Origin of the sequence: Mesorhizobium sp. M1217, from assembly GCF_040318275.1 — a bacterium.
Taxonomy (GTDB): Bacteria; Pseudomonadota; Alphaproteobacteria; order Rhizobiales; family Rhizobiaceae; genus Mesorhizobium.
Genome location: NZ_JAMYMA010000003.1, coordinates 413710 through 434263 on the forward strand (window position 1 = coordinate 413710; position 20554 = coordinate 434263).

Annotated in this window: 22 protein-coding genes and 1 pseudogene; 15 read left to right on the forward strand and 8 right to left on the reverse strand. The window is 63.2% G+C overall.

The window, feature by feature from the left end; all coding sequences use genetic code 11:
• The first annotated feature begins 136 nt into the window (after positions 1–136).
• Together rfaE1 and NKH37_RS07270 are read left to right on the forward strand one after the other, a co-directional pair.
• Positions 137–1615, forward strand: a complete 1479-nt coding sequence (gene rfaE1, locus NKH37_RS07265) for a D-glycero-beta-D-manno-heptose-7-phosphate kinase (RefSeq protein ID WP_352586847.1) — start codon at positions 137–139, stop codon at positions 1613–1615.
• 7 nt (positions 1616–1622) lie between these two features.
• Positions 1623–2198 carry a D-sedoheptulose-7-phosphate isomerase gene (locus tag NKH37_RS07270; protein WP_352586848.1) on the forward strand — a complete coding sequence of 192 codons (576 nt, stop codon included), beginning with the start codon at positions 1623–1625 and terminating at the stop codon, positions 2196–2198.
• 283 nt (positions 2199–2481) lie between these two features.
• Here NKH37_RS07270 and NKH37_RS07275 read toward each other — a convergent pair whose 3' ends face one another.
• Positions 2482–2958 (reverse strand): Lrp/AsnC family transcriptional regulator, encoded by a 477-nt coding sequence (locus tag NKH37_RS07275; protein ID WP_023678347.1) that lies wholly within the window; start codon positions 2956–2958, stop codon positions 2482–2484.
• A gap of 249 nt (positions 2959–3207) precedes the next feature.
• On the opposite strand from NKH37_RS07275, the gene trxB reads away from it, so the two are divergent.
• Positions 3208–4182, forward strand: a complete 975-nt coding sequence (trxB, locus tag NKH37_RS07280) for a thioredoxin-disulfide reductase (RefSeq protein WP_023719101.1) — start codon at positions 3208–3210, stop codon at positions 4180–4182.
• A gap of 97 nt (positions 4183–4279) precedes the next feature.
• On the forward strand, positions 4280–5176 hold the full coding sequence (locus tag NKH37_RS07285) for a LysR family transcriptional regulator (protein ID WP_023719100.1): 897 nt from the start codon (positions 4280–4282) through the stop codon (positions 5174–5176).
• Between the two features lie 771 nt (positions 5177–5947).
• Here the strand turns inward: NKH37_RS07285 and NKH37_RS07290 are convergent.
• Together NKH37_RS07290 and NKH37_RS07295 are read right to left on the reverse strand one after the other, a co-directional pair.
• A complete protein-coding gene (locus NKH37_RS07290; RefSeq protein ID WP_353004905.1) occupies positions 5948–7999 on the reverse strand; it encodes an elongation factor G in 2052 nt (683 codons plus the stop codon).
• A gap of 165 nt (positions 8000–8164) precedes the next feature.
• Positions 8165–9031, reverse strand: coding sequence for an alpha/beta fold hydrolase (locus NKH37_RS07295; protein WP_353004907.1), 867 nt, complete (start codon positions 9029–9031; stop codon positions 8165–8167).
• A 144-nt stretch (positions 9032–9175) separates the two neighbouring features.
• On the opposite strand from NKH37_RS07295, the gene NKH37_RS07300 reads away from it, so the two are divergent.
• Together NKH37_RS07300 and NKH37_RS07305 are read left to right on the forward strand one after the other, a co-directional pair.
• A complete protein-coding gene (locus NKH37_RS07300; RefSeq protein ID WP_353040876.1) occupies positions 9176–9775 on the forward strand; it encodes a methyltransferase family protein in 600 nt (199 codons plus the stop codon).
• 37 nt (positions 9776–9812) lie between these two features.
• Positions 9813–10208: a (R)-mandelonitrile lyase gene (locus NKH37_RS07305; protein ID WP_353004911.1), complete on the forward strand. Its 396-nt coding sequence runs from the start codon at positions 9813–9815 to the stop codon at positions 10206–10208.
• A 6-nt stretch (positions 10209–10214) separates the two neighbouring features.
• On the opposite strand, the gene NKH37_RS07310 is transcribed toward NKH37_RS07305, so the two are convergent.
• Positions 10215–11417, reverse strand: a complete 1203-nt coding sequence (locus NKH37_RS07310; RefSeq protein ID WP_353004913.1) for a pyridoxal phosphate-dependent aminotransferase — start codon at positions 11415–11417, stop codon at positions 10215–10217.
• Between the two features lie 214 nt (positions 11418–11631).
• Here NKH37_RS07310 and NKH37_RS07315 point away from each other — a divergent pair, with 214 nt between their 5' ends.
• The 3 genes from NKH37_RS07315 (at position 11632) to NKH37_RS07325 (ending at position 14102) form a co-directional block, all read left to right on the forward strand.
• Positions 11632–12525, forward strand: a complete 894-nt coding sequence (locus NKH37_RS07315) for an EAL domain-containing protein (protein WP_353004915.1) — start codon at positions 11632–11634, stop codon at positions 12523–12525.
• Positions 12522–13376 (forward strand): EAL domain-containing protein, encoded by an 855-nt coding sequence (locus NKH37_RS07320; RefSeq protein ID WP_352494923.1) that lies wholly within the window; start codon positions 12522–12524, stop codon positions 13374–13376. Before NKH37_RS07315 ends, NKH37_RS07320 begins: the two co-directional genes overlap by 4 nt.
• A gap of 117 nt (positions 13377–13493) precedes the next feature.
• On the forward strand, positions 13494–14102 hold the full coding sequence (locus NKH37_RS07325; RefSeq protein ID WP_352494924.1) for a glutathione S-transferase family protein: 609 nt from the start codon (positions 13494–13496) through the stop codon (positions 14100–14102).
• A gap of 88 nt (positions 14103–14190) precedes the next feature.
• Here the strand turns inward: NKH37_RS07325 and NKH37_RS07330 are convergent, their stop codons facing one another.
• The 3 genes from NKH37_RS07330 to NKH37_RS07340 form a co-directional block, all read right to left on the reverse strand.
• Positions 14191–14445: a type II toxin-antitoxin system RelE family toxin gene (locus NKH37_RS07330; RefSeq protein WP_353004917.1), complete on the reverse strand. Its 255-nt coding sequence runs from the start codon at positions 14443–14445 to the stop codon at positions 14191–14193.
• Complete coding sequence (locus NKH37_RS07335; RefSeq protein ID WP_023719371.1) at positions 14442–14642, reverse strand: hypothetical protein; 201 nt, start codon at positions 14640–14642, stop codon at positions 14442–14444. Before NKH37_RS07335 ends, NKH37_RS07330 begins: the two co-directional genes overlap by 4 nt.
• A gap of 277 nt (positions 14643–14919) precedes the next feature.
• Positions 14920–15132 (reverse strand): cold-shock protein, encoded by a 213-nt coding sequence (locus tag NKH37_RS07340; protein WP_023678332.1) that lies wholly within the window; start codon positions 15130–15132, stop codon positions 14920–14922.
• Between the two features lie 298 nt (positions 15133–15430).
• On the opposite strand from NKH37_RS07340, the gene NKH37_RS07345 reads away from it, so the two are divergent.
• Positions 15431–15757 carry a hypothetical protein gene (locus tag NKH37_RS07345; protein WP_023719370.1) on the forward strand — a complete coding sequence of 109 codons (327 nt, stop codon included), beginning with the start codon at positions 15431–15433 and terminating at the stop codon, positions 15755–15757.
• Between the two features lie 48 nt (positions 15758–15805).
• Here the strand turns inward: NKH37_RS07345 and NKH37_RS07350 are convergent, their stop codons facing one another.
• Positions 15806–16375 (reverse strand): methylated-DNA--[protein]-cysteine S-methyltransferase, encoded by a 570-nt coding sequence (locus NKH37_RS07350; protein ID WP_352639957.1) that lies wholly within the window; start codon positions 16373–16375, stop codon positions 15806–15808.
• A gap of 163 nt (positions 16376–16538) precedes the next feature.
• On the opposite strand from NKH37_RS07350, the gene NKH37_RS07355 reads away from it, so the two are divergent.
• The 5 genes and pseudogenes from NKH37_RS07355 to NKH37_RS07375 all read left to right on the forward strand — a co-directional run bounded on the left by NKH37_RS07355 (position 16539) and on the right by NKH37_RS07375 (position 20334).
• Positions 16539–17360 carry a transglycosylase SLT domain-containing protein gene (locus NKH37_RS07355; RefSeq protein WP_353004919.1) on the forward strand — a complete coding sequence of 274 codons (822 nt, stop codon included), beginning with the start codon at positions 16539–16541 and terminating at the stop codon, positions 17358–17360.
• Entirely contained in the window at positions 17353–17865 is a 513-nt protein-coding gene (locus NKH37_RS07360; RefSeq protein ID WP_352639955.1) for a GNAT family N-acetyltransferase, read from the forward strand. Before NKH37_RS07355 ends, NKH37_RS07360 begins: the two co-directional genes overlap by 8 nt.
• 319 nt (positions 17866–18184) lie before the next feature.
• Positions 18185–18568, forward strand: a complete 384-nt coding sequence (locus NKH37_RS07365; RefSeq protein WP_352483163.1) for a DUF6152 family protein — start codon at positions 18185–18187, stop codon at positions 18566–18568.
• Positions 18569–19033 carry a DUF6644 family protein gene (locus NKH37_RS07370; protein ID WP_353004921.1) on the forward strand — a complete coding sequence of 155 codons (465 nt, stop codon included), beginning with the start codon at positions 18569–18571 and terminating at the stop codon, positions 19031–19033.
• A 279-nt stretch (positions 19034–19312) separates the two neighbouring features.
• A pseudogene (locus NKH37_RS07375) lies at positions 19313–20334 on the forward strand (branched-chain amino acid ABC transporter substrate-binding protein).
• Positions 20335–20554: the final 220 nt, after the last annotated feature.

The window sequence follows — 20554 nt, forward strand, 5'->3', positions numbered from 1 at the left end:
ACTGTCTCGCCGCGGCGATCGGTCGAAGGCCTGCCGTTGCGTCGGCTGAAATTGCGGTATATCGGCATCGCCATGAACGGCCGGCCCTGCCCATCGAATTTCCCGTCACCGAAAATCGGCCCTCCCACGCGTTGACATGATCAAGCTGCCCTCTCCCGAACCCCTTCACCGCGCCATCTCGCGCTTCGGCAGCGCCACTGTGCTGGTGGTCGGCGATTTCATCCTCGACCGTTTCGTCAACGGCGTGATCGAGCGCATTTCGCCGGAAGCGCCGATCCCCGTGCTGCACGGGCGCGGCGAAACGCTGGCGATGGGCGGCGCCGGTAATGTCGTCGCCAACATCGTTTCGCTCGGCGCTGCCGTCATACCGGTCTCGGTGATCGGCGCTGACAAGGCCGGCAAGAACCTCATGCGCATGCTCGGCGAATTTGGCGTCGACACCGGCGGGCTGGCGCAGGATGCCGATCGCATGACGTCGTCCAAAAGCCGATTCAGCGCGCTCAACCAGCAGGTGCTGCGTTTCGACGAAGAGGAAATCAAGCCGCTGGGCGATGCCGAGCGCGCGACATTGGTCGGGCATTTTCGCGAAGCGCTGGCGCGCGCCGACATCGTCATCCTGTCCGACTATGGCAAGGGCGTGCTGCTCGACGGCGCCGCCGGCGAGCTGATCTCGATCTGTCGGGAAGCGGGCAAGCCGGTGCTGGTCGACCCGAAGGGCCGCGACTATGCGCGTTATGCCGGCGCGACGGCAATCACGCCCAACCGCAAGGAACTCGGCGAGGCGGTCGGCCGCGCAGTGTTTGCCGACGACGAAATCGAGGCGGCGGCGCGCCAGCTGATTTCGGCGCACGGTTTCGATTTCGTCGTCGCGACGCGCAGCGAAAAGGGCATGAGCGTCATCGGTGCGGACGACGCCCGCCATATCGCCACGCAGGCGCGCGAAGTGTTCGACGTTTCGGGCGCCGGCGACACGGTGATCGCGACGTTTGCACTGGGACTTGCAGCAGGCGCCGACCGCGTCATGGCCGGATCGATCGCCAACGCCGCCGGCGGCGTTGTCGTCGGCAAGCGCGGCACGGCGCGGCTGACGATCGAGGAACTCACCGGTGCGCTGTTTCGCTCGCATGGTCCGGTCGCCCACTTGGATGCGATCCTCGATGCCGCCGCCGCCGCGCGGCTGGTGGCGGGCTGGAAAGACGAGGGCTTGAGCGTCGGCTTCACCAATGGCTGTTTCGATATCCTGCATGCCGGCCATGTCAGCCTGTTGCATGCGGCCCGCAGCCAGTGCGATCGGCTGGTGCTCGGCCTCAACAGCGATGCCTCGGTGCGCCGGCTGAAAGGGCCGGGGCGCCCGGTCAACGACCAGCATGACCGGGCCTGCGTGCTGGCAGCACTTGCCTCGGTCGACGCCGTCGTCATCTTCGAGGAGGATACGCCGCTTTCGCTGATCGAGGCGCTGAGCCCCGACATACTGGTCAAGGGTGCCGACTATACGGTCGATCAGGTGGTTGGCGCCGATGTCGTGCAGAAGGCCGGCGGGCGCGTCGTGCTGGTCGACCTCGTCGCCGGCAAGAGCACGACCGGCACTATCGGCAGGTTGCGCGCCGGGAACTGAGGGTTTCATGTCCGAACTGAACGATTACCTGGCCCGCTCGGCGGCCGCGATTTCGGCGATGGTCGAGCGCGACCTGACCAGCGAGATGGAGCGGGCGGTCAGTGCCGTCGTCGCCGCGCTTTCGCAGGGCAAGGCGCTGCTGATAGCAGGCAATGGCGGTTCGGCCAGCGACGCCATCCATATCGCCGGCGAGCTGGTCGGCCGCTTCCTCAGGGAGCGCAAGGCCTACAACGTCATCGCGCTGCCGGCCAACGCGGCGGTGCTGACCGCCTGGGGCAATGATTACGGCTTCGACACGGTGTTTGCGCGCCAGGTCGAGGCGCATGGTTCGGCGGGCGCCGTGCTGCTCGCCATCTCGACCAGCGGCAATTCGCCAAGCATCCTCGCCGCCGCCCAACAGGCGCGCATGATGGGCATGACGGTGGTCAGCCTGACCGGCGACACCGGCGGCAAGCTGAAGCCGCTCTCCGACATCCTGCTCAACGTACCCTCGACCTCGACGCCGATCATCCAGCAGGGGCATTTGTGCCTCTACCACCATTTGTGCGAAATGGTCGAAACGCGCCTCTGCGACGCAGGGTGATTGCGCCAGGCCGGGTAGAGGCCGTCAATTGTCAACGGGGAGAAGGGACTAGCCGCAACGCTGGCGACCCCTCTCCCCGTCCTTCACGGGGAGAGGGTAAGGTGAGGGGCAGCCCTAGCCTGTAGCGATTATTATTTGACGCATAGCCACATTTTGTTCTTGCTTTGTGCCGGCAGCTATGCTACTAATTTGGCTATGGTGATGATTTCCACCGACGATCCCGCCCGCCGAGGCGGGTTTTTTGTTTCCGGGTTTTTGTTTCGCAGCCGCTTTGCCTGCTCTCTTAAGCCGAAAACGCCACCAGCCCTTCGTCTTTGACCCGGCGGATGGTCAGCGCGGTTCGCACCGTATCGACATTGGGGGCCGAGGCCAGTTCCTCGATGACGAAGGTCTGGAAGGTGCCGAGATCGCTCGCCACGCAATGTAGCAGGAAATCGGACTCGCCCGACACCATCCAGGCGTCGCGCACGATCGGCCAGCCGCGGGTGCGCTCGGCAAAGGTCTTGAGTTCGGCGTCGGCCTGGTGATGCAGGCCGATCAGACAGAAGGCGACGACGTCGAGGCCGAGCGCCGGAGCGTTGAGCAAAGCGCGGTAGCCGCGGATGATGCCGGCCTCTTCCAGCCGCCTGACGCGGCGCAGGCACGGCGGCGCCGAAATGCCGACGCGGCTCGACAGTTCGACATTGGTCATGCGTCCGTCCTGCTGAAGCTCGCGCAGGATCTTCCAGTCGATGGCATCGAGATCGGCCTTGATCGGCATGGTGGCTTCCGTGATGACGCGAAAGAATCTTTCGCGACTTTGTAATTAAACGACTTTGCTGTCTATTCCATCCGCTGGATCGAGGATTTTTGCATCATCTTGCTGCGGGTTGCTTGTCGCCGGCGCCGAAGCTTTCCGGGGACGAACGGCAACTTGCCTTGCTCGCGTCGCAGGCAACACTTACATTACGCGCAACAATCGACGAGAGTTCATGCCACAATCCATGGCTGCTCCCCGCAGAGGTTTTTCATGATCACCAAGCATGCGCCTGTTCTCATCATCGGCTCCGGCCCCGCCGGCTATACGGCGGCGATCTATGCCGCCCGCGCCATGCTCAAGCCGATGCTGGTCGCCGGCCTGCAGCAGGGCGGGCAACTGATGATCACCACCGATGTCGAAAACTATCCGGGCTTCGCCGACCCGATCCAGGGCCCATGGCTGATGAGCGAAATGCTCAAGCAGGCCGAGCATGTCGGCACCGACATCGTCAACGACATCATCACCGAGGTCGACCTCAATGTGCGGCCGTTCCGCGCCAAGGGCGATTCCGGTACGACCTATACCGCCGACGCGCTGATCATCGCCACCGGCGCGCAGGCGAAGTGGCTGGGCATCCCGAGCGAACACACCTTCATGGGCTTTGGCGTCTCGGCCTGCGCCACCTGCGACGGCTTCTTCTATCGCGGCAAGGATGTCGCGGTGATCGGCGGCGGCAATTCGGCGGTGGAGGAAGCGCTCTATCTCTCCAACCTGGCCAAGAGCGTCACCGTCATCCACAGGCGCAGCGATTTCCGCGCCGAGCGCATCCTGCGCGAGCGGCTGCTGCAGAAGGACAATGTCCGCGTCATCTGGGATACGGTGGTCGACGAGATCACCGGCCGGCCCGGCAAGGCGCCAATGCCGCCTTCGGTCGAAGGGCTGAAGCTGCGCAATGTGGTGACCGGGCAGGAGATGCATCTGGTGGTCGACGGCGTGTTTGTGGCGATCGGCCACGCGCCGGCGGTCGAGCTGTTTGCCGGCAAGCTGAAGCAGAAGCCGAACGGCTATCTGTGGACGGCACCGGATTCGACCCGCACCGACATGCCGGGCGTGTTCGCCGCCGGCGACGTGACCGACGATATCTACCGCCAGGCGGTAACGGCGGCCGGGCTCGGCTGCATGGCCGCGCTCGAGGCGGAAAAATATCTCGCAGGGATCGAGGTTCACCGCGAAGCGGCGGAGTGATTGTTGAACAAGCGGCTGAGAAAAGCCGCGCAAAAGCCTGATTTTTCATTCAGACGCCAAAACAGGCGGACGCCAGAAAACAGGACGAGGGGAAATCATGGCGTTGGATTGGGACAAGCTACGCGTGTTTCACGCCGCAGCAGAAGCGGGGTCGTTCACCCATGCCGCGGAAACACTGCATTTGTCGCAATCGGCGATCTCGCGGCAGGTCAGCGCGCTCGAGCATGACGTCGGCGTGCCGCTGTTCAATCGCCACGCCCGCGGCCTGGTGCTGACCGAGCAGGGCGAGATGCTGTTCCGCACGGCACACGACGTGCTGATGAAGCTCGAAACCATCAAATCGCGACTGACCGAAACCAAGGACCGGCCCTCCGGCGTGCTCAGGGTGACGACCACGGTCGGCCTCGGCGCCGGCTGGCTGACCGAGCGCGTGCAGGAATTCATCGAGCTCTATCCCGAGGTCAGCCTGCAGCTCATCCTGGCCAATGAGGAGCTCGATCTCACCATGCGCCAGGCCGACTGCGCCATCAGGCTGCGCCAGCCGCAGCAGCCGGACCTCATCCAGCGCCGCCTGTTCACCGTGCATTTCCATCTCTACGCGGCGCCCTCCTATGTGAATAAATACGGCAAGCCGAATTCGATCGCCGAGCTGAAGGCCCATCGCATCGTCACCTTCGGCGTGCCGGTGCCGGCGCATCTGTCGGAACTGAACTGGCTGGAGACGGTCGGCGATTTCGAAGGCGGGCAAAGGGTGCCGACGCTGCAGATCAACGACATCCTGTCGATCAAGCGGGCGGTGCAGGGCGGCGCCGGCATCGCCATGCTGCCGGATTATGTGGTCAGCAAGGATTCCGGGCTGGTGCAGTTGTTGCCCGAAACCGAAGTGCCGTCCTTCGATACCTATTTCGCCTATCCCGACGCGATGAAGAACCAGGCGAAGCTGCATGTCTTCCGCGATTTCATCATCGCCAAGGCGCGCAGCTGGTCGTTTTAGAGTGCGTCGATAGTCAGCCTAGGTTGCGACGCCGATGGCGGGCTTTTGGGCGACATGCACCCAGCAAGGTCTGGCTGCCGAAAAAACAAACGCGTGCTGCACGATTCCACGTCATCCTGCGGTTTTCGACTTTCGGAGCAGGAATCGCTGCTGATTCGCGGCCGCGGATCGATTTTTGCCTTGCCGCAGGCTGCATTTCAGCGATTCAACTGGTCCTATTGCGCTTCGGGACGGATTAGACCACAGCCGGCGCCTTTTTGCATGTGAGTGTTGCAAAATAGATGCTTGTTTCTTGGGCATGAAGAGCACATATATAGATCATCTCCTGAGCGCGTTCTCCTCCCATTAGCGCTCTCGAGTGTTCCCCTCTGGAGGTTAGCCTTAACAGGCACTTCCAATCAAACTCAGCCGGGTCTTCATTGATCCGGCTTTTTTGTTGCCCGAAACCAACACATCGCCAGAAAATCGGCCGGAACTGGCGCGTAACAGTGACATGTAACCTCGGGTAACATGCGTGAGCACGCCAAATCGGGTAAGCAGAGCATAGGACGCGGTGTGGCTCGTCCGGGGGATGGGGGCATCACTCGGACGACCCGGGCTCAGGCAGCTACCGCGTCCGAACCTTCCTCCGCCGCCAGACACCGGCGGCAAGCATGCGGCGGACCTGCCGTTTCGCCTCCCACGAAGACGGTCCGCAACGAAACGGCGCCCGGATGATCCGGGCGCCGTTTCCTTGTGTGCTTCCTTGTGTTCTGGCCGCAAGCTGCCGTTTCAGGCGGCCTTGCCGTTGGCGTTCAGCGCTTCGTCGGCCAGCCGGCCGGTGAGTTCGGCCATGTGGTCGAAGAGGGCCCGGTAGCTGGCGACACCCGCAGTGGCCGAGCGCAGCTCGATGATGAGGTCGCCGATCTCGGCCTGCGGCATGGTCGCCTCAACAACGTCCCATCCGGGCCAATCAGGCCGCGCGTCGTAGCCGAGGATCTGGCCGCGCCGCTGCGGGATCAGTGCGATGATCTTCGACGTCGCATCCGACGGCGTGACGATCTCGACCTTCATCACCGGTTCGAGCAGCACCGGCGAGCACGCGGCCATACCTTCCTTCATCGCCAGCTTCGCCGCCATCTGGAAGGCCATATCGGAGGAATCGACGGCATGGTAGGAGCCGTCGGAAAGGTTGACGGCAACATCGACGACCGGGAAGCCGAGCGGCCCGGATTTCAGGTAATCGCGCACGCCGGTCTCGACCGACTGGATGTAGGTCTTCGGCACGACGCCGCCGGTGATCGTATCGGTGAACTGGAAGCCTGACCCGCGCGGCAGCGGTTTGATCTCGATCACCACGTCACCGAACTGGCCGTGGCCACCCGATTGTTTCTTGTGGCGGCCGCGCTGCTGCGTCGCTTTGCGGATCGTCTCGCGGTAGGGCACGGCCGGCACATGGCCTTCGACCGGGATCTGGTTCTTGCCTTCCAGCCGCTCGCGCACGACGCGCAGATGCATCTCGCCATGGCCGGACAGCACGGTTTCGGCCGAATCCTGGTTGTGATGCAGGTTGAGCGAGGGATCTTCCTCGGCCAGGCGCTGGATGGCCGCCGACATCTTCACCTCGTCCTTGCGCTCTTTCGGCCGCAGCGCGAAGGCGAAGACCGGTTGCGGCGGCGCCAGCGTGACCAGCGGCTTGATGCCGCCCTTGGTCGAGCTCAGCGTCTGGCCGGTCCTGACGGCGTCGAGCTTGCCGAGCGCGACCGTGTCGCCGGCCTTGGCCGAAGTCAGCTTGATCTGGTCCTTGCCGAGCATCTTGTAGATGCCGGAGACCTTTGCCGTTTCGCCATTGGAAAGGAACAGCTCGGCGGCGTCGGCGACCTGGCCGGACAGGATGCGCGACACCGATAGCTTGCCGCCATGCGCGGTGTGGACGGTCTTCATCACCTGGACCACGGTGGCGTTGCCATCGGGCGCGCCGAGACGCTGGCGCGTCGCCTCGATGTCGGGTGCGTCGTGACGGATTGTCTTCAACAGGCGCAGCACGCCATTGCCCTTCTCGGCGGTGCCGATCAGCACCGGCGTCACTATGCCGTCGCGCAGGTCGGCGGCAAGATCGTCGAAGATGGCATCCTTTGGCGGTTCGATCTCGTCCAGCAATTGCTCCATCAGCCGGTCGTCATGGTCGGCGAGCGTCTCCAGCATGGAAAAGCGCGCCTCGAGCTCGCGCGCCTTGTCGTCGCTCGGGATCTGCGCGACCTCGCTCTCGGCATATTCGCGGTAGATGTAGGCTCGCTCCAGAGCAAGATCGATCGAGCCGATGACGACGCCGTCCTTGCGCAGCGGGATCTGGCGCAGCAGCAGAGGCACCGAGCTTGCAGGCTGGAGCATCTTCAGCGTGTCGCGCACGCCTGCTATCGCCTTGTCGACCTTGTTCAGGAACAGGATGCGCGGCACGCCGAGATCATCGAGCTTGCGCATGATCAGCTGCAGGGCAGGAATCTTCTTCTCGTCGGCTTCGGCGACGACGACGGCGACGTCGCAGGCGGCCAGCACCGGCTCGGCTTCGAAGGAGAATTCGATGGAACCGGGACAATCGACGAAGGTGAACGGCTCGCCCATGAATTCGGTGGTAGCGAAGGTCGCCTCGACGCTCATCGCATGGGCACGCGCCTCGGGCGAATGATCGGAAACGGTATTTCCCGACGAAACGGGATTTTGGCGGGGAATGGCGCCTGTACGGGCGAGTATGGCTTCGAGAAGTGTCGTCTTACCGCTTGCGAAGGGACCGACTATGGCAATGCATTTCGGTCCCGTGCGTCGTCCTCCGGCGCGAGTACCCATGGCTGACCTCCACTCAGGCGTTTCCCTGTGAGCGGCGGCCGGCCTGTCGGCCGTCGCGGGCGAGGCTTTTTTCAATTTGCCACCTACCCAAAGGGCATCGTCCCACGGGCAGGCCGGGAGGGCAAGGGATTTGAAGTTGAAGGGATTTGAAGTTGACGTTCGGGTTCAGCCGGTGCCGGCTAGGCGCGACGCCAGCGGGGTTGCGTCCACGCGCTGCACTGCCACCGTCTCGGCAAAGCGCGCGAGCAGCGGATTGAACAGGTCCGCACGTTCCCAGAAAGGCGCATGCCCGGCGCCGGGGACGATTTGGCAATGCTCCCACAGCGAGCCGTAGGCGAGCGTCTCAAAATAGCCGAGCCGGACGAACGGATCGTTCTCGCCATTGACGATGGCGACCGGAAATGCGGCTTGCTCGACCACCTGTCGCTGGTCGGCGCCCTTGCCGGTGAGCATGCCGCGCGTCACCGCGGCGCGCAGCCGGCCGTCGGTGCGCAGGATGGTTTTGCGGAAGGACGGGTCGGCGGTGTCGCCGAAGCAGAGCGTTTCGAAGCGCTCGGCATCGCGTTCGGAATACGTCTTTTTGGACGCCAGCAGCATGTCCCAATGCGCATGGAAGCCGCGCAGCATGCCGAAAGGGCCCTTGGATACCGGCGGCGCGCCGGTTAGCATCAGCCCGCCGACGGCGCGGTGGAAACTCGCGAGCTCGATTGCCACGTGCCCGCCAAGCGACCAGCCGAAGACGACGGCGCGGCCGATCCCCAAGGTATCGAGGAGCTGAGCCGCCGACTGGGCAAGGCCGGCGATGGTGTAGTCCGTCGCCGGATCGCGGGCGTCAGACGATTCGCCATGGCCGGGCAGGTCGAAAGCAATCAATCGATGGGCAGCGGCCAACGGGCTGTCGAATTGGCGGGCGAATACGGCGCGCGAACTGCCCGAGCCGTGGATCAGGACAAGCGGGATGCCTGGTCCCGACGACTGGCTGAGGCGCAAATCCGCTTGCGGCGTGCGGATCGTGCGGTGGGAAACGGCCATAGCTGGTTGGACCTTCGGATTGTCTCAAGGTCAACATCGCATGCCGAGGTCACCATGTTGTTTAGAACGGTGGTTAAGAAATGATTTCTCGGTTTCTGCCGAGTATGATGCAGCGAATCCACCACAGCTAACCCCGGGACCCTGATGATGGAATCCACACTCGACCTTCTCCTCTCGATCAGCAGCATCGCCACGCTCGGCCAATATGCCTGGTCGATGCGCGCGCATTTCCAGTCATCGAGCATGTCTCAAGGCGCCATGATCATTTCGGCCGTCGTGGTCGGCACGGCGGTGTTCTTTCTTGCACTGCTGTGGATCGAGCGGCAGCCGGTTGCAGCGAAGATCGTCGGGCTCGCCATCGAACTGGCAAGCTCGGCGCTTTTCTGGTGGGCGATCTCGGTCTCGCGCAAGGCGCGGCTGCGTTTCGCGTTCGATCCGGACAATCCCGACAGCCTGGTGACCGAAGGTCCCTATTTCCATGTCCGCCATCCGTTCTACACGTCCTACATCATCTTCTGGATCGGATGGGGCATCGCGACCTGGTCGGTGTGGGCGGTGGTGCCGGTCGCCGGCATCGTTACGATCTATGTGATCGCGGCCTTGGACGAAGAGCGAAAATTTTCGCGGACAAGGCTGGCCGATGCCTACAACGCCTACCGCACGCGCACCGGCCTGTTCTGGCCGCGCCTTGCCCGTAGCCGGCAGGACATGCAGCCGGCATCGGACGAAAGTGGTAGGGTCTAAGTCCCCACACCGAGGAATCAAATCGAGGATTGCGACGATGAAGATCATTGCCTGCGGCAGCGTGCCGACGATCGTTGCGCCGGAGACATATTTCACCGGCCGGGTTTTGCAGACGCCGATCATCGAGAAAGAGGCGCCGGCGCGGCTCAGGGCGACGCTGGTCAGCTTCGAGCCCGGCGCCCGCACCCACTGGCACACGCATCCGCTCGGCCAGACGCTCTATGTCACGTCCGGTGCCGGCCTCGCGCAAAGCTGGGGAGGGCCGATCCAGGAGATCAGGGCCGGCGACGTCGTCTCCTTTGCGGCCGGCGAAAAGCACTGGCACGGCGCAGCGCCGAAATCGGCGATGACCCACATCGCCATGCAGGAGGCACTCGAGAGTGTGCATGTCGACTGGCTGGAGAAGGTCAGCGACGAGCAGTATGGCGACTGAAACGTCTCAGGCCAGCGCGGCGGTGAAGCGCTGGATGCGCGTGCAGGCCTCTTCGAGCAGAGCCTCCGACGTGGCGTAGGAGATGCGAAAATTCGGGCCGAGGCCAAAGGCCGAGCCGAAAACAACCGCCACGCCCTCGGCCTCGAGCAGTTCCGAGCAGAAGGTTTCGTCGCTGTCGATCACCTTGCCGCTCTTGGTCTTCTTGCCGATCAGCTGGGCACAGGAGGGATAGACGTAGAACGCACCCTCCGGCGACGGGCAGGTGATGCCGCGCGCCTGGTTGAGCATCGAGACGACGAGATCGCGCCGGCCCTGGAAGATCGCCTTGTTCTTCGGGATGAAATCCTGCGGCCCGTTCAGCGCTTCGACCGCCGCCCATTGGGCGATGGTGCAGGCGCCGGAGGTCTGCTGGCCCTGGATCATGTCCATCGCCTTGATCAGCGGCACCGGGCCTGCCGCATAGCCGATGCGCCAGCCGGTCATGGCGTAGGCCTTCGACACGCCGTTCATCGTCAGTGTGCGCTCATAAAGCTTAGGCTCGACCTCGGCGATGGTCTTGAAGACGAAGTCGCCATAGGTCAAATGCTCGTACATGTCGTCGGTCAGCACCCAGACATGCGGGTGCTTCAACAGCACGTCAGCCAGGCTCTTGAGCTCCGCTTCGGTATAGGCGGCGCCCGAGGGGTTGGACGGCGAGTTCATCAACAGCCATTTGGTGCGCGGCGTGATCGCCTTCTCCAGCACGGCCGCCGTCAACTTGAAGCCGTTGTCGATCGAGGTCTCGACAAAGGCCGAGGTGCCGCCGCAGATCGCTACCATTTCGGGATAGCTCACCCAATAGGGCCGCGGGATGATCACCTCGTCGCCGGGGTTCAGTGTCGCCATGAAGGCGTTGAACAGGATCTGCTTGCCGCCGGTGCCGACGATGGTCTGCTCCGTCCGGTAGTCGAGATTGTTCTCACGCTTGAACTTTTTCGCGATTGCTTCGCGCAGCGGCACGATGCCGGAGACCGGCGGATACTTCGTCTCGCCGCGGCGGATCGCCTCGATTGCGGCGTTCTTGATGTTGTCGGGGGTGTCGAAGTCCGGTTCGCCGGCGCCCAGCCCGATCACGTCCCGGCCGGCGTTTTTCAGCTCGCGCGCTTTCTGCGTCACCGCGATGGTCGCGGAAGGCTTTACGCGCGAAAGGGCGTCGGCAAGAAAGGCCATGAGAGATATCTCCAGAAAGGACCGGCGCGGCGAAGGCGCCGCGGCGCCTCTCATGTCGCATCATCTGGTCAAGCGCAAGCCCCGGCGCAAGCCCAGCGCAGGCATTGTCGGATGAGCCAGCGCGCAATGCTGGCAACAATAAATTCATCAACGATCGGTAAAAGCTTGAACGGCAGGACCGTGGCAGTCTGCCAGTCTCGCACAGCGAGGAACCGTGACGCGCAGCATCGAGCTTGCCCATATCATCCGTCAAGATAACGGCACCGTCAGCGGTGTCTGGGGGCTCTATACGCTGCAAAGCGCTTTCCAGCCAATCTTCGCCTTCAACAAGGGCAAGCTTTCCGTCGTCGCCTTCGAAGGGCTGATCCGGCCGTTCCGCGACGGCGAGCCGCAGCAGCCGATGAATTTCTTCAACAGCTGTCCGGCGGTCGACCGCCTGCATATCGAGGCGTTGACACGGACACTGCACCTTCTGAACGCCGGCGCCTGCCTGCCGCGAGACGCCTCCATCTTCATCAATTTCGATCCGTCGGTGTTCACCGACCGCGGCATCGCCGACAAGGCGCTGCGCGACATGCGGCTGGTGCTGCACGAGGCCGACATCGATCCGCGCCGCGTCGTCTGCGAGGTCACCGAGCAGAAATCGGCGTCGCAGGAAACGCTCTACAATTTCGTCGAGGCGCTCAGGGGCAATGGTTTGCGCATTGCCGTCGACGATTACGGCGCCGACGAATCCGACATCAATCGCATTAAGGAACTCAGGCCGGACATCGTCAAGTTCGACGCCGACTGGATCATGACGCTGATGGAATCCGGTGCCGGCTTCGCCTTGCTGACCGCCATGGTGACCAGCTTTGAAGAGCAAGGCATCCGTACGGTATTCGAGGGCATCGAGACGGGCTGGCAGCTCGAGCTTGCCGAAAAGTCGGGCGCCTCGATGGTGCAGGGCTACGTGCTGGCGCGCCCCGAACTTGCGCCGACCAGCTTTCGCGTCTTCGACATGAGCGGGCAGGCGGCCGCGGTGTCGGCCGATGCGGAGAAGGTGCCTGCGGCGGTTCCGCCATCGCGACGGCCGATGCGGCCCTTTGGCCGCAGGGTGGCATCGTGACCGGGCAAGCCGATATGCGGCGCAAGGTCGGCGAAGCGATCTTTGCCGACGAGGTCGGCATCGAATATGGCGTCTACGGCGCATTCCGGCTGAGGAGCGCCTACCAGCCGGTCTTCGCGCCGCGCGGCAGATTTCTCGCCGCCGTCGCGGTCGAGGGACTGATCGAGCCGCATCGTGCAGGCAGGCCGGTGGCGCCGCAAATGTTCTTCGAAGGCGTGCCGGCAGCGGATCGGCTATTTGTCGAAACCATATGTCGGGTGCTGCATTTGCGCAACTTCCGCAACATCGGCGTCGACGGGCTCGACCTGTTCTTCAACTACAATCCGCTGATCAACGATGACCCCGCACGGGCGCTGGCCGAAATCAGGCTGATGACCAGGCATCTGGCGGATTTCGGCCTGCATCCCGGCATGCTGGTCTGCGAGATCACCGAGCAGGCTGCCGGCGACAAGGTGCTTGTCAGCCTGGCGCGCGAGATGCGGCGCGACGGCGTCCGTATCGCCATCGACGATTTCGGCACCGGGCATTCGACGGAAGAAAGGGTCGCGCTGGTGCAGCCCGACATCGTCAAGATCGACGGCACCTGGTTCGCCGAATTCTGCCGCCATGCCGCCGCCGAGCGGTTTTTCCGGCCGTTGGTTTCGACGCTGCACGACCGTGGCGCCAAGGTGCTGGTCGAAGGCATCGAGAACGCCACGCATCTGCGCGTCGCGCTGGATGGCGGCGTCGACCTGCTGCAGGGCTTTTATCTTGCCCGGCCGGCGCTGGCCGGTACGATGTTCGATGAGGAGCCGCTGTCGAGCGACAGACTGCTTGGCAGGGATAGCAACGTCATCCCTTTGTTCGGATGAATGCATCAGCGGCGCTGATGGTTACGCCAAAACAAATCACTGGATGAAGCCGCCGCTGCCGCGATAGAGGCTGGATCAAGCCCTGAGACGGGTGGTTGCGAGCAAGGGGGAGCACCGATGATACTCTATGGAATGATCGACAGCGGCAATTGCTACAAGCCGCGCCTGTTGATGGCCAAGCTCGGCATCGCTTTCACCAATGTCGAGGTCAGCTCGCATGCCGGCGACACGCGCAAGCCCGACTATGTCGCGAAAAACCCGAACGCCATGGTGCCGCTGCTCGAACTCGACGACGGCCGCCGGCTGGCCGAATCCAATGCCATCCTGCTCTACCTCGCCGAAGGCACGCGGTTCCTGCCGGCGGACAGATACGAACGCGCGCTGGCCTATCAGTGGCTGTTCTTCGAGCAATACAGCCACGAGCCTTATATCGCCGTGCGCAGAGCGCTGCTGACCTTCCCTGAAAGAGCCAAGGACGCGACGCCCGAGCGGCTGGCGCTGACGCTGGAGCGCGGCAACAAGGCGCTCGGCGTCATGGATAAGCACCTGGCCGGGAGCAGCTTCTTCGCCGGCAGTGCGCTCAGCGTCGCCGACATTGCGCTCTATGCCTATACGCATACGGCCGAGACGGGCGGCTTTCAGCTCGACGCCTATCCGGCGGTCGCCGCCTGGCTGCAACGGGTCGAGGCCGACCCGGGGCATGTGCCGCTGGAGTGGTTGCCTTAGTTCTGTCCTCATGCTTGTCGCGCGCTTCGCGGCTCGCTCCGGACGTCGCGCTAGCGGCTTTCGGCCGGCGGCGTGAATGGCCGCACGGCTATTTCAGCAGGCGATCATATTCCGAATGGGTGCCTATCCAGAACCAGACCACGTCATCGTGGTCGCGAACAGCTACGGCGCGGTAATTGACATCAACCCGCGCCGACCAATAGCGCCCGACCTGTTTGAAATGCAACGACGGGTGGAACGGCTCAGAATTCAGTTTGGCGAAACGTCTGTTCGCCTTTGCTTTGATCAACGAGGGCAGTTTTGCGTAAGCCTCCCAAAACGAGGGAGTGGCAAAATGCTTCACAGAGGCCGAGTCCGGCCGGCCCGATGATCAGCCAAGGCCTGCTCGGCAAGCCTGTCCAGCCTGCCGGCCTTGGCGTCGGCTTCGAACTGACGGTCCCACATGTCGGCCTGCAGCGCCTCGAACCATGCGGCAAACGCCTTGAGCTCTTCGGGGTTTAGTTCGGCGACGGATTTCTCAATCTGTTCAAGCTTGCTCATGGGTTGATGATACCATGACCGGGGTAAAAACACCACAAAGTGGTCCCATAGGACCAAGGCGGTGGTTCATCGGAATCCAGACAGCAAAAAGGCGGGACAAAATCCCGCCTTCCCATGCTTGGTAGCCTGATCGGGAGCGTTTTGGCCGGGCCGGCAGCAATCTGCTGCGTCGACTTGTCGGGGTCTTTCGCTCCGGCGCGCTTCTCGCGCGACCGCCAGTACATCCGTGACTTGCCGCGCGCCCCGGGCTATCGCCCGGCGCGCACCATTCGCAAAATCAGGCTGCCTTGCTCAGAGATCCAGCGGACGACTTGCCAGTGCGGCGGTCCTGCTCGATCTCGAAGTTGATCTTCTGGCCTTCGACCAGGGTCGACAGTCCAGCGCGCTCGACTGCGGAGATGTGAACGAAAACGTCCGCGCCGCCGCTGTCAGGCTGGATGAAGCCAAAACCCTTGGTGGAATTAAACCACTTGACCGTACCTGTTGCCATTTCGATAGTCCTTTACGTTTGCTTTAGTTTGACTGGACCGAAACCCAGCCGGTTTGTATCGAGATTTTGGAGATAGAACGTCAGCAAACGCGAATATCGCGAGGCCCGGATCGATCGGCCGAAATATCAATGGACCGCATATAATATGCTTCCGCACAAAAAACAAGACGGGGCGGAAAATGGCGCCGCGGCAACGCTGCCCAACGGCCGCCCCAATCGCGTGAGAGCGTCGTCGTTGCGCGCCTGACGCGAGAGGATCGCGCCGGCTTCAGGCGCGACCGGGTTTGGGGAGAGGGCCATGAAAATCGTTCTACTTGCCGCTTGCCTGACGCTGGTGGCCGCCGAGGCGCAGGCGGTCTCGCGCTACGATCCGACGCGCATGAGCTGCGGCAAGGTGCAGGCGACGATCGCGCGCGAGGGTGCGGTCATCCTGCGCTACAGATCGGCGCGCGTGCCGGGGCTGGCGCTCTACGACCGCTATGTGCGGAGCCAGCAATTCTGCGACATCGGCGAGGTCAGGGCGCGGGCCTCGGTGCCGAGCGCCGATACGAATTCCTGCACCGTCTATAAGTGCAAGCGGGTGGAGATCGACCGGCGTTTCCGCCGGCGCCTGCTTCCGGATTAGGGGCGGTTGACGTCCCAGGGTGCCGGCATCACCTGAATATCGACATACCTAAAACCCGAACGACACCTGCGCGGGCGGCGGCGGGCCAACCCGCACGCCTTCCATGGCCAACATCTTTTCCTTGGTGGCCGAGCCGCCGGGCGCGGAAAATCCGCCGATCTTGCCACCGGCGGCAAGGATGCGATGGCAAGGGATGACCAGCGGCACTGGGTTGGCGCCGAGCGCCGCGCCCGTCTCACGCGCGAGCCCGGCATGGCCAGCGCGTTTGGCCAGTTCGCCATAGGTGGTGGTTTCGCCGAAGGCGAGCTTTCGCGCCGCGTCATAAATCGCCAGGCGGAACTCGTCGACGCCGCTGAGATCGACCGGCACACCGGAGAAATCGACGTCCTCGCCGGCGGCATAGGCCTTGATCGACGCGATCAGTTCGGCAACCCATTGCGGCTCGGGCTTCGCTGCCTGGTCGGCGGCGGCATGGCGCAGCAACCGGCGCTCGACCGCGTCGCGATTGCGCTGCGGCAGGCAGAGCCGGGTCAGCCCGGCCTCGCTCCAGGCGATGCCCATGAAGCCGAGCACGGTTTCGAAGACCGCGTGGCCGGCGGTAGCATGAGAGGCATTCATGGCGTGCTCCTTTCCGGAATCCTGCGAAGTACAAATCCAGAACAATATCGCATTTCCCGGCCCGGCTCGCCACCCGAAAACCACCTTCTACCGCGGATTGCAGGGGGAAAGATGCTGGTGTAAGGACTTTCTTAACACCCGACGAACCGGACCCGAGCGCCGCTTGCCAGCAAAATTCCTCTTTCCCGTCCTTGCGGCGGTGTTGGCCGTGGCCGCTCTCAGCGGTTGCACCTCGACTTCGCCGGTGACCCCGGCGCCCGCCTTCATAGAAAATACGGCCAACACCGATGCCGGCTTCACGCTGGCGCTGCCCGACACGGTTTCGGTGCTGCCGGAACCGTCCGACCTCGCCCAGACGGCAGCGCTGCCGGTCGAGCCGGCCGCCGCCTTTGCCGGGCCGACGCCGCTGGCGGCTTCTGCGCCCGCCGTCATGACCGCCAATGCCCAGCCAGCCATCGCAACGGCCGCTGTCGCCATGCCGGTCACCGAACAGACCGCCGCCATGCCCGGCGTTCAGCCGGTTTCCTACACCGTGCCGCAGAACCCGGCCGCTCTGGCCGCGACCGACCTGGCAGAGGGCCAGTCGAACGCCGGCGGCCGCAGCGAGATCGAGCGGCTGATCGAGAAATATTCCGCGCTTTACCAGGTACCGGTCGATCTGGTGCGCAGCGTCGTCAACCGCGAGAGCACCTTCAACCCGAAAGCCTACAATCGCGGCCATTGGGGGCTGATGCAGATCAAGCACGCGACGGCGCGCGGCATGGGTTATGATGGACCGGCAAGCGGCCTGTTCGACGCCGAGACCAATTTGAAATATGCGGTGAAATATCTGCGTGGCGCCTGGCTAGTCTCAGGCGGCAACCCCAAGCGCGCCGACCGGCTCTACCAGAGCGGCTATTACTACGACGCCAAGCGCAAGGGGATGCTGGGCGAAACCGGACTCGGCAGCGACCGCCTGCGCCGCCGCATGCAGCCCGATGCCTGAGCCGCGTCCGCCGGCGCCAAACGAAATAAGACTGCGCAAGATCCTCGACGACACGCTTCTGGCGCCGCGCTGGCCGGAAGGTTTCTTCATGCGCGCCTTCGAAGCCGCCGATGCACTCGCTTTGCATACGCTGTTGACCGCGGTGTTCGACGACGGCGCCGACGGGCCGTTCGACGAATGGTGGCCGCGCATTTCGGGCGACGCGGAATTCGACCCGGCTTTGTGTTTCCTGGTCATCGATCGCAAGGGCCGGCTGGCGGGTGCCGCGCTCTGCTGGACGCGGGCTTTCGTCAAGGATCTTGCCGTCCATCCCGAGGCGCGCGGCAAGGGCATTGCCGAGGCGCTAATGCGGCACGCCTTCGCGGTGTTTCAGGCAAGGGGCGCGACGCATGTCGATCTCAAGACCAACACGGTCGAGAACGCGGCTGCGGTGCGGCTTTATGAGCGGCTGGGGATGGTCGAGGTGGACTGGGCGGGTGAGAGGTCGGGGCAAGCGCCTTGGTAAGTGCGGCGATGTTCAGCAGAGGCTCCGACGCTCGAAGGTAACGGCATGGATCCTAGGGTCTCCGCGACGTCGCTTCGCTCCTGCTCCGCCCTAGGATGACGAAGGTACAGTGCATAAGCCAATCGCGGACGTTGGAGATTGGCTGGAAACCTCCCCTCGCTTCGTCATCCTAGGGCGGAGCGAACGCGAAGCGGAGCGCAGACCCTAGGATCCATGCCGTTACCATGGCTGTGGAGCGCAGCGCCCCAAAGGCCCTCATGTGATTTGACGCTGCGGCGCGCTGACCTACCCTCTAATGCCGGAACCGAGGAGACGAGCGATGCAGTCACCTTTCAACCGGAGCGTCGCGCTGGCCGCGGCGGTGATCCTTGTCGCCGCCACCGCAGCCTATGCCCATCATGGCTGGTCGTGGACGCAGGACGGGTTTTTCGAACTCAAGGGCCGGATCACGGCCATCTATATCGGCAACCCGCACGCCACGCTGGATGTCGACGCCGAGGGCGCGGTCTGGCGGGTGGAGATGGCTCCGCCCTCCCGCACGATCGCTGCCGGCTTCACGGAAGGTGTTGCCAAGGTCAGCGACGAGGTGACGGCGATCGGCCATCGCTCGCGCGACGAGAGCGAAAAGCGCATGAAGGCAGTCCGCATCATCGTCGGCGGCAAGACCTATGATGTCTATCCCGACCGCGTGCCGCCGGCCTGAATGGACGGGTTTTTCGCCGGCATCGAGCAACTCGCTTTGGTGCGGGGGCTGAAGGCCTCCTTCGTCGCCTACCCCATAATCAATGCGCTGCACATCATGTCGATCGGCGCGTTGCTGACCAGCGTCTGGCTGATCGACCTCAGGATTCTGGGCGCCTTCCGGTCGCTGCCGCAGGCGGCGTTCGTGGCGCTGCTGCGCCGCACCGCATTGGGCGCGTTCGGCGGTGCGCTTGTCACGGGCTCGCTGCTGTTTTCAGTCAGGGCGAGCGAATATGTGGCGATGCCGGTTTTCCTGGCTAAAATGACACTTATCCTCCTCGCCGGGGCCAACTTTCTCGTCTTCATGCGCCGCGCAAAAGACGGTGACGAGCCGGCCGGCGGGGTCGCCATCGTCCTGGCGGTGCTTTCGCTGGTGTTGTGGACGTCCGTGCTGTTTGCGGGGCGGTTTATTGGTTTTCTCGGCTAGTCCAACTGATCGGGGTGGGACAAGCAGGCGGCTGAGCTGTTTTTATTTACGCGCTGGGATCATATGGTGCCTAGAGAAAAGCGGCAATTTCTGCTTGTGTTTCAAGTGAACTCCTCCTCAGATCTCGCCCGGGGATACGGAGGGTGATTGAGCAAATTGCCGAAGAGATTTGTCCTTTTGCGCTTGCTTGGATTGGCGGTGTTTGCCTTGCTGGCGACAATTGCACCCCGCCTTGCCGTCGCGGAATCATCCGACATCCCTATGGCGGTGGTCGGGCCGATGACCGGAGATTGGGCCGTCTATGGCGAGGAGATGCGGCGTGGTGCCCAACTGGCAGCGGACGATATCAACGGTGAGGGCGGCATCGGTGGGCGGAAGATAACACTCACATTTCTTGATGACGAGGGCAGGCCGGACGCGGCAATTTCCGTCGCTAGGAAGCTGGCAAAAGGCGGTGTTCGCTTCGTCATTGGCCACTACAATTCCGGCGCTTCAATCCCGGCTTCGATCATCTACGCGAAGAACAACACGTTGATGGTGAGTCCGGCATCGACGAATCCTGCACTCACCGACGCCAAGCTATGGAACACCATCCGTACGGCGGGACGAGACGATGTGCAGGGCACATTTGCTGGCGAGTATATGGCAGGACACTTTTCCGCAAGAAATCTGGCGATTGTGAGCGACGGCACACCTATGGCGATGGCTTAGCCGCAAAAGCGAGAAAGGCATTGTTGGCCAAGCGCCGACCCGAAAAGCTGTTCAGTAGGATTGAGCCTGGACAAGCCAACTTCTCCAGACTCGTCGCCAAGATCGAGGCCGCAAAGATCGGAGCGGTCTTTTTCGCGGGGCTCGCCGATGATTTCGGGCGGCTTATTCGGGAAACCAGCGAGGCCGGATTGAAAGTCCAGTTCATTTCCGGGGACGGAGCTATGGTCAAAGATCTGTCGGCAATAGCGGGGCCGGCAGTTGAAGGCACCCTGATCATGTTTTCATTCGAGGACCGTGATAACCCAGCCGCACAGGACGTCGTCAGGCGCTTTCGATCGCAAGGTTTCGAGCCGGAAGCCTATACGTTGAAGACTTACGCGGCTGTTCAAGTGATCGCCAATGGTATCAAAATGGCTGGAGTCCAGGCACCAAGGGCTGTTGCCGCTTCCATAAGATCAGGCCAGCCGATCCCTACCGTGGTTGGCGATCTGACGTTCGATGCAAAAGGCGATCGGCGTGAGCGTGACGTGAGGATGTATGTTTGGAGGAAGCAAGCCGACCGCCATTTCATGCTGGATGCGGCGGATTAATCGTTTGTCGGTATCAGCGCTGAGCGGATAGTGGCAGGTTCACAAGCGCCGGCGGGACAGCGCCCCCCTCTGGCCTGCCGGCCATCTCCCCCACAAGGAGGGAGATTGGCTAATCGCCCTAGCACTACTTTGGCAGATTTTTAGCGGAGATGGTTCTGCGGCAGTGGGGACAACGGATTGGGGGCGGCTGCGCGAGCGCGGTGAGGATGGCTTGCCTGAC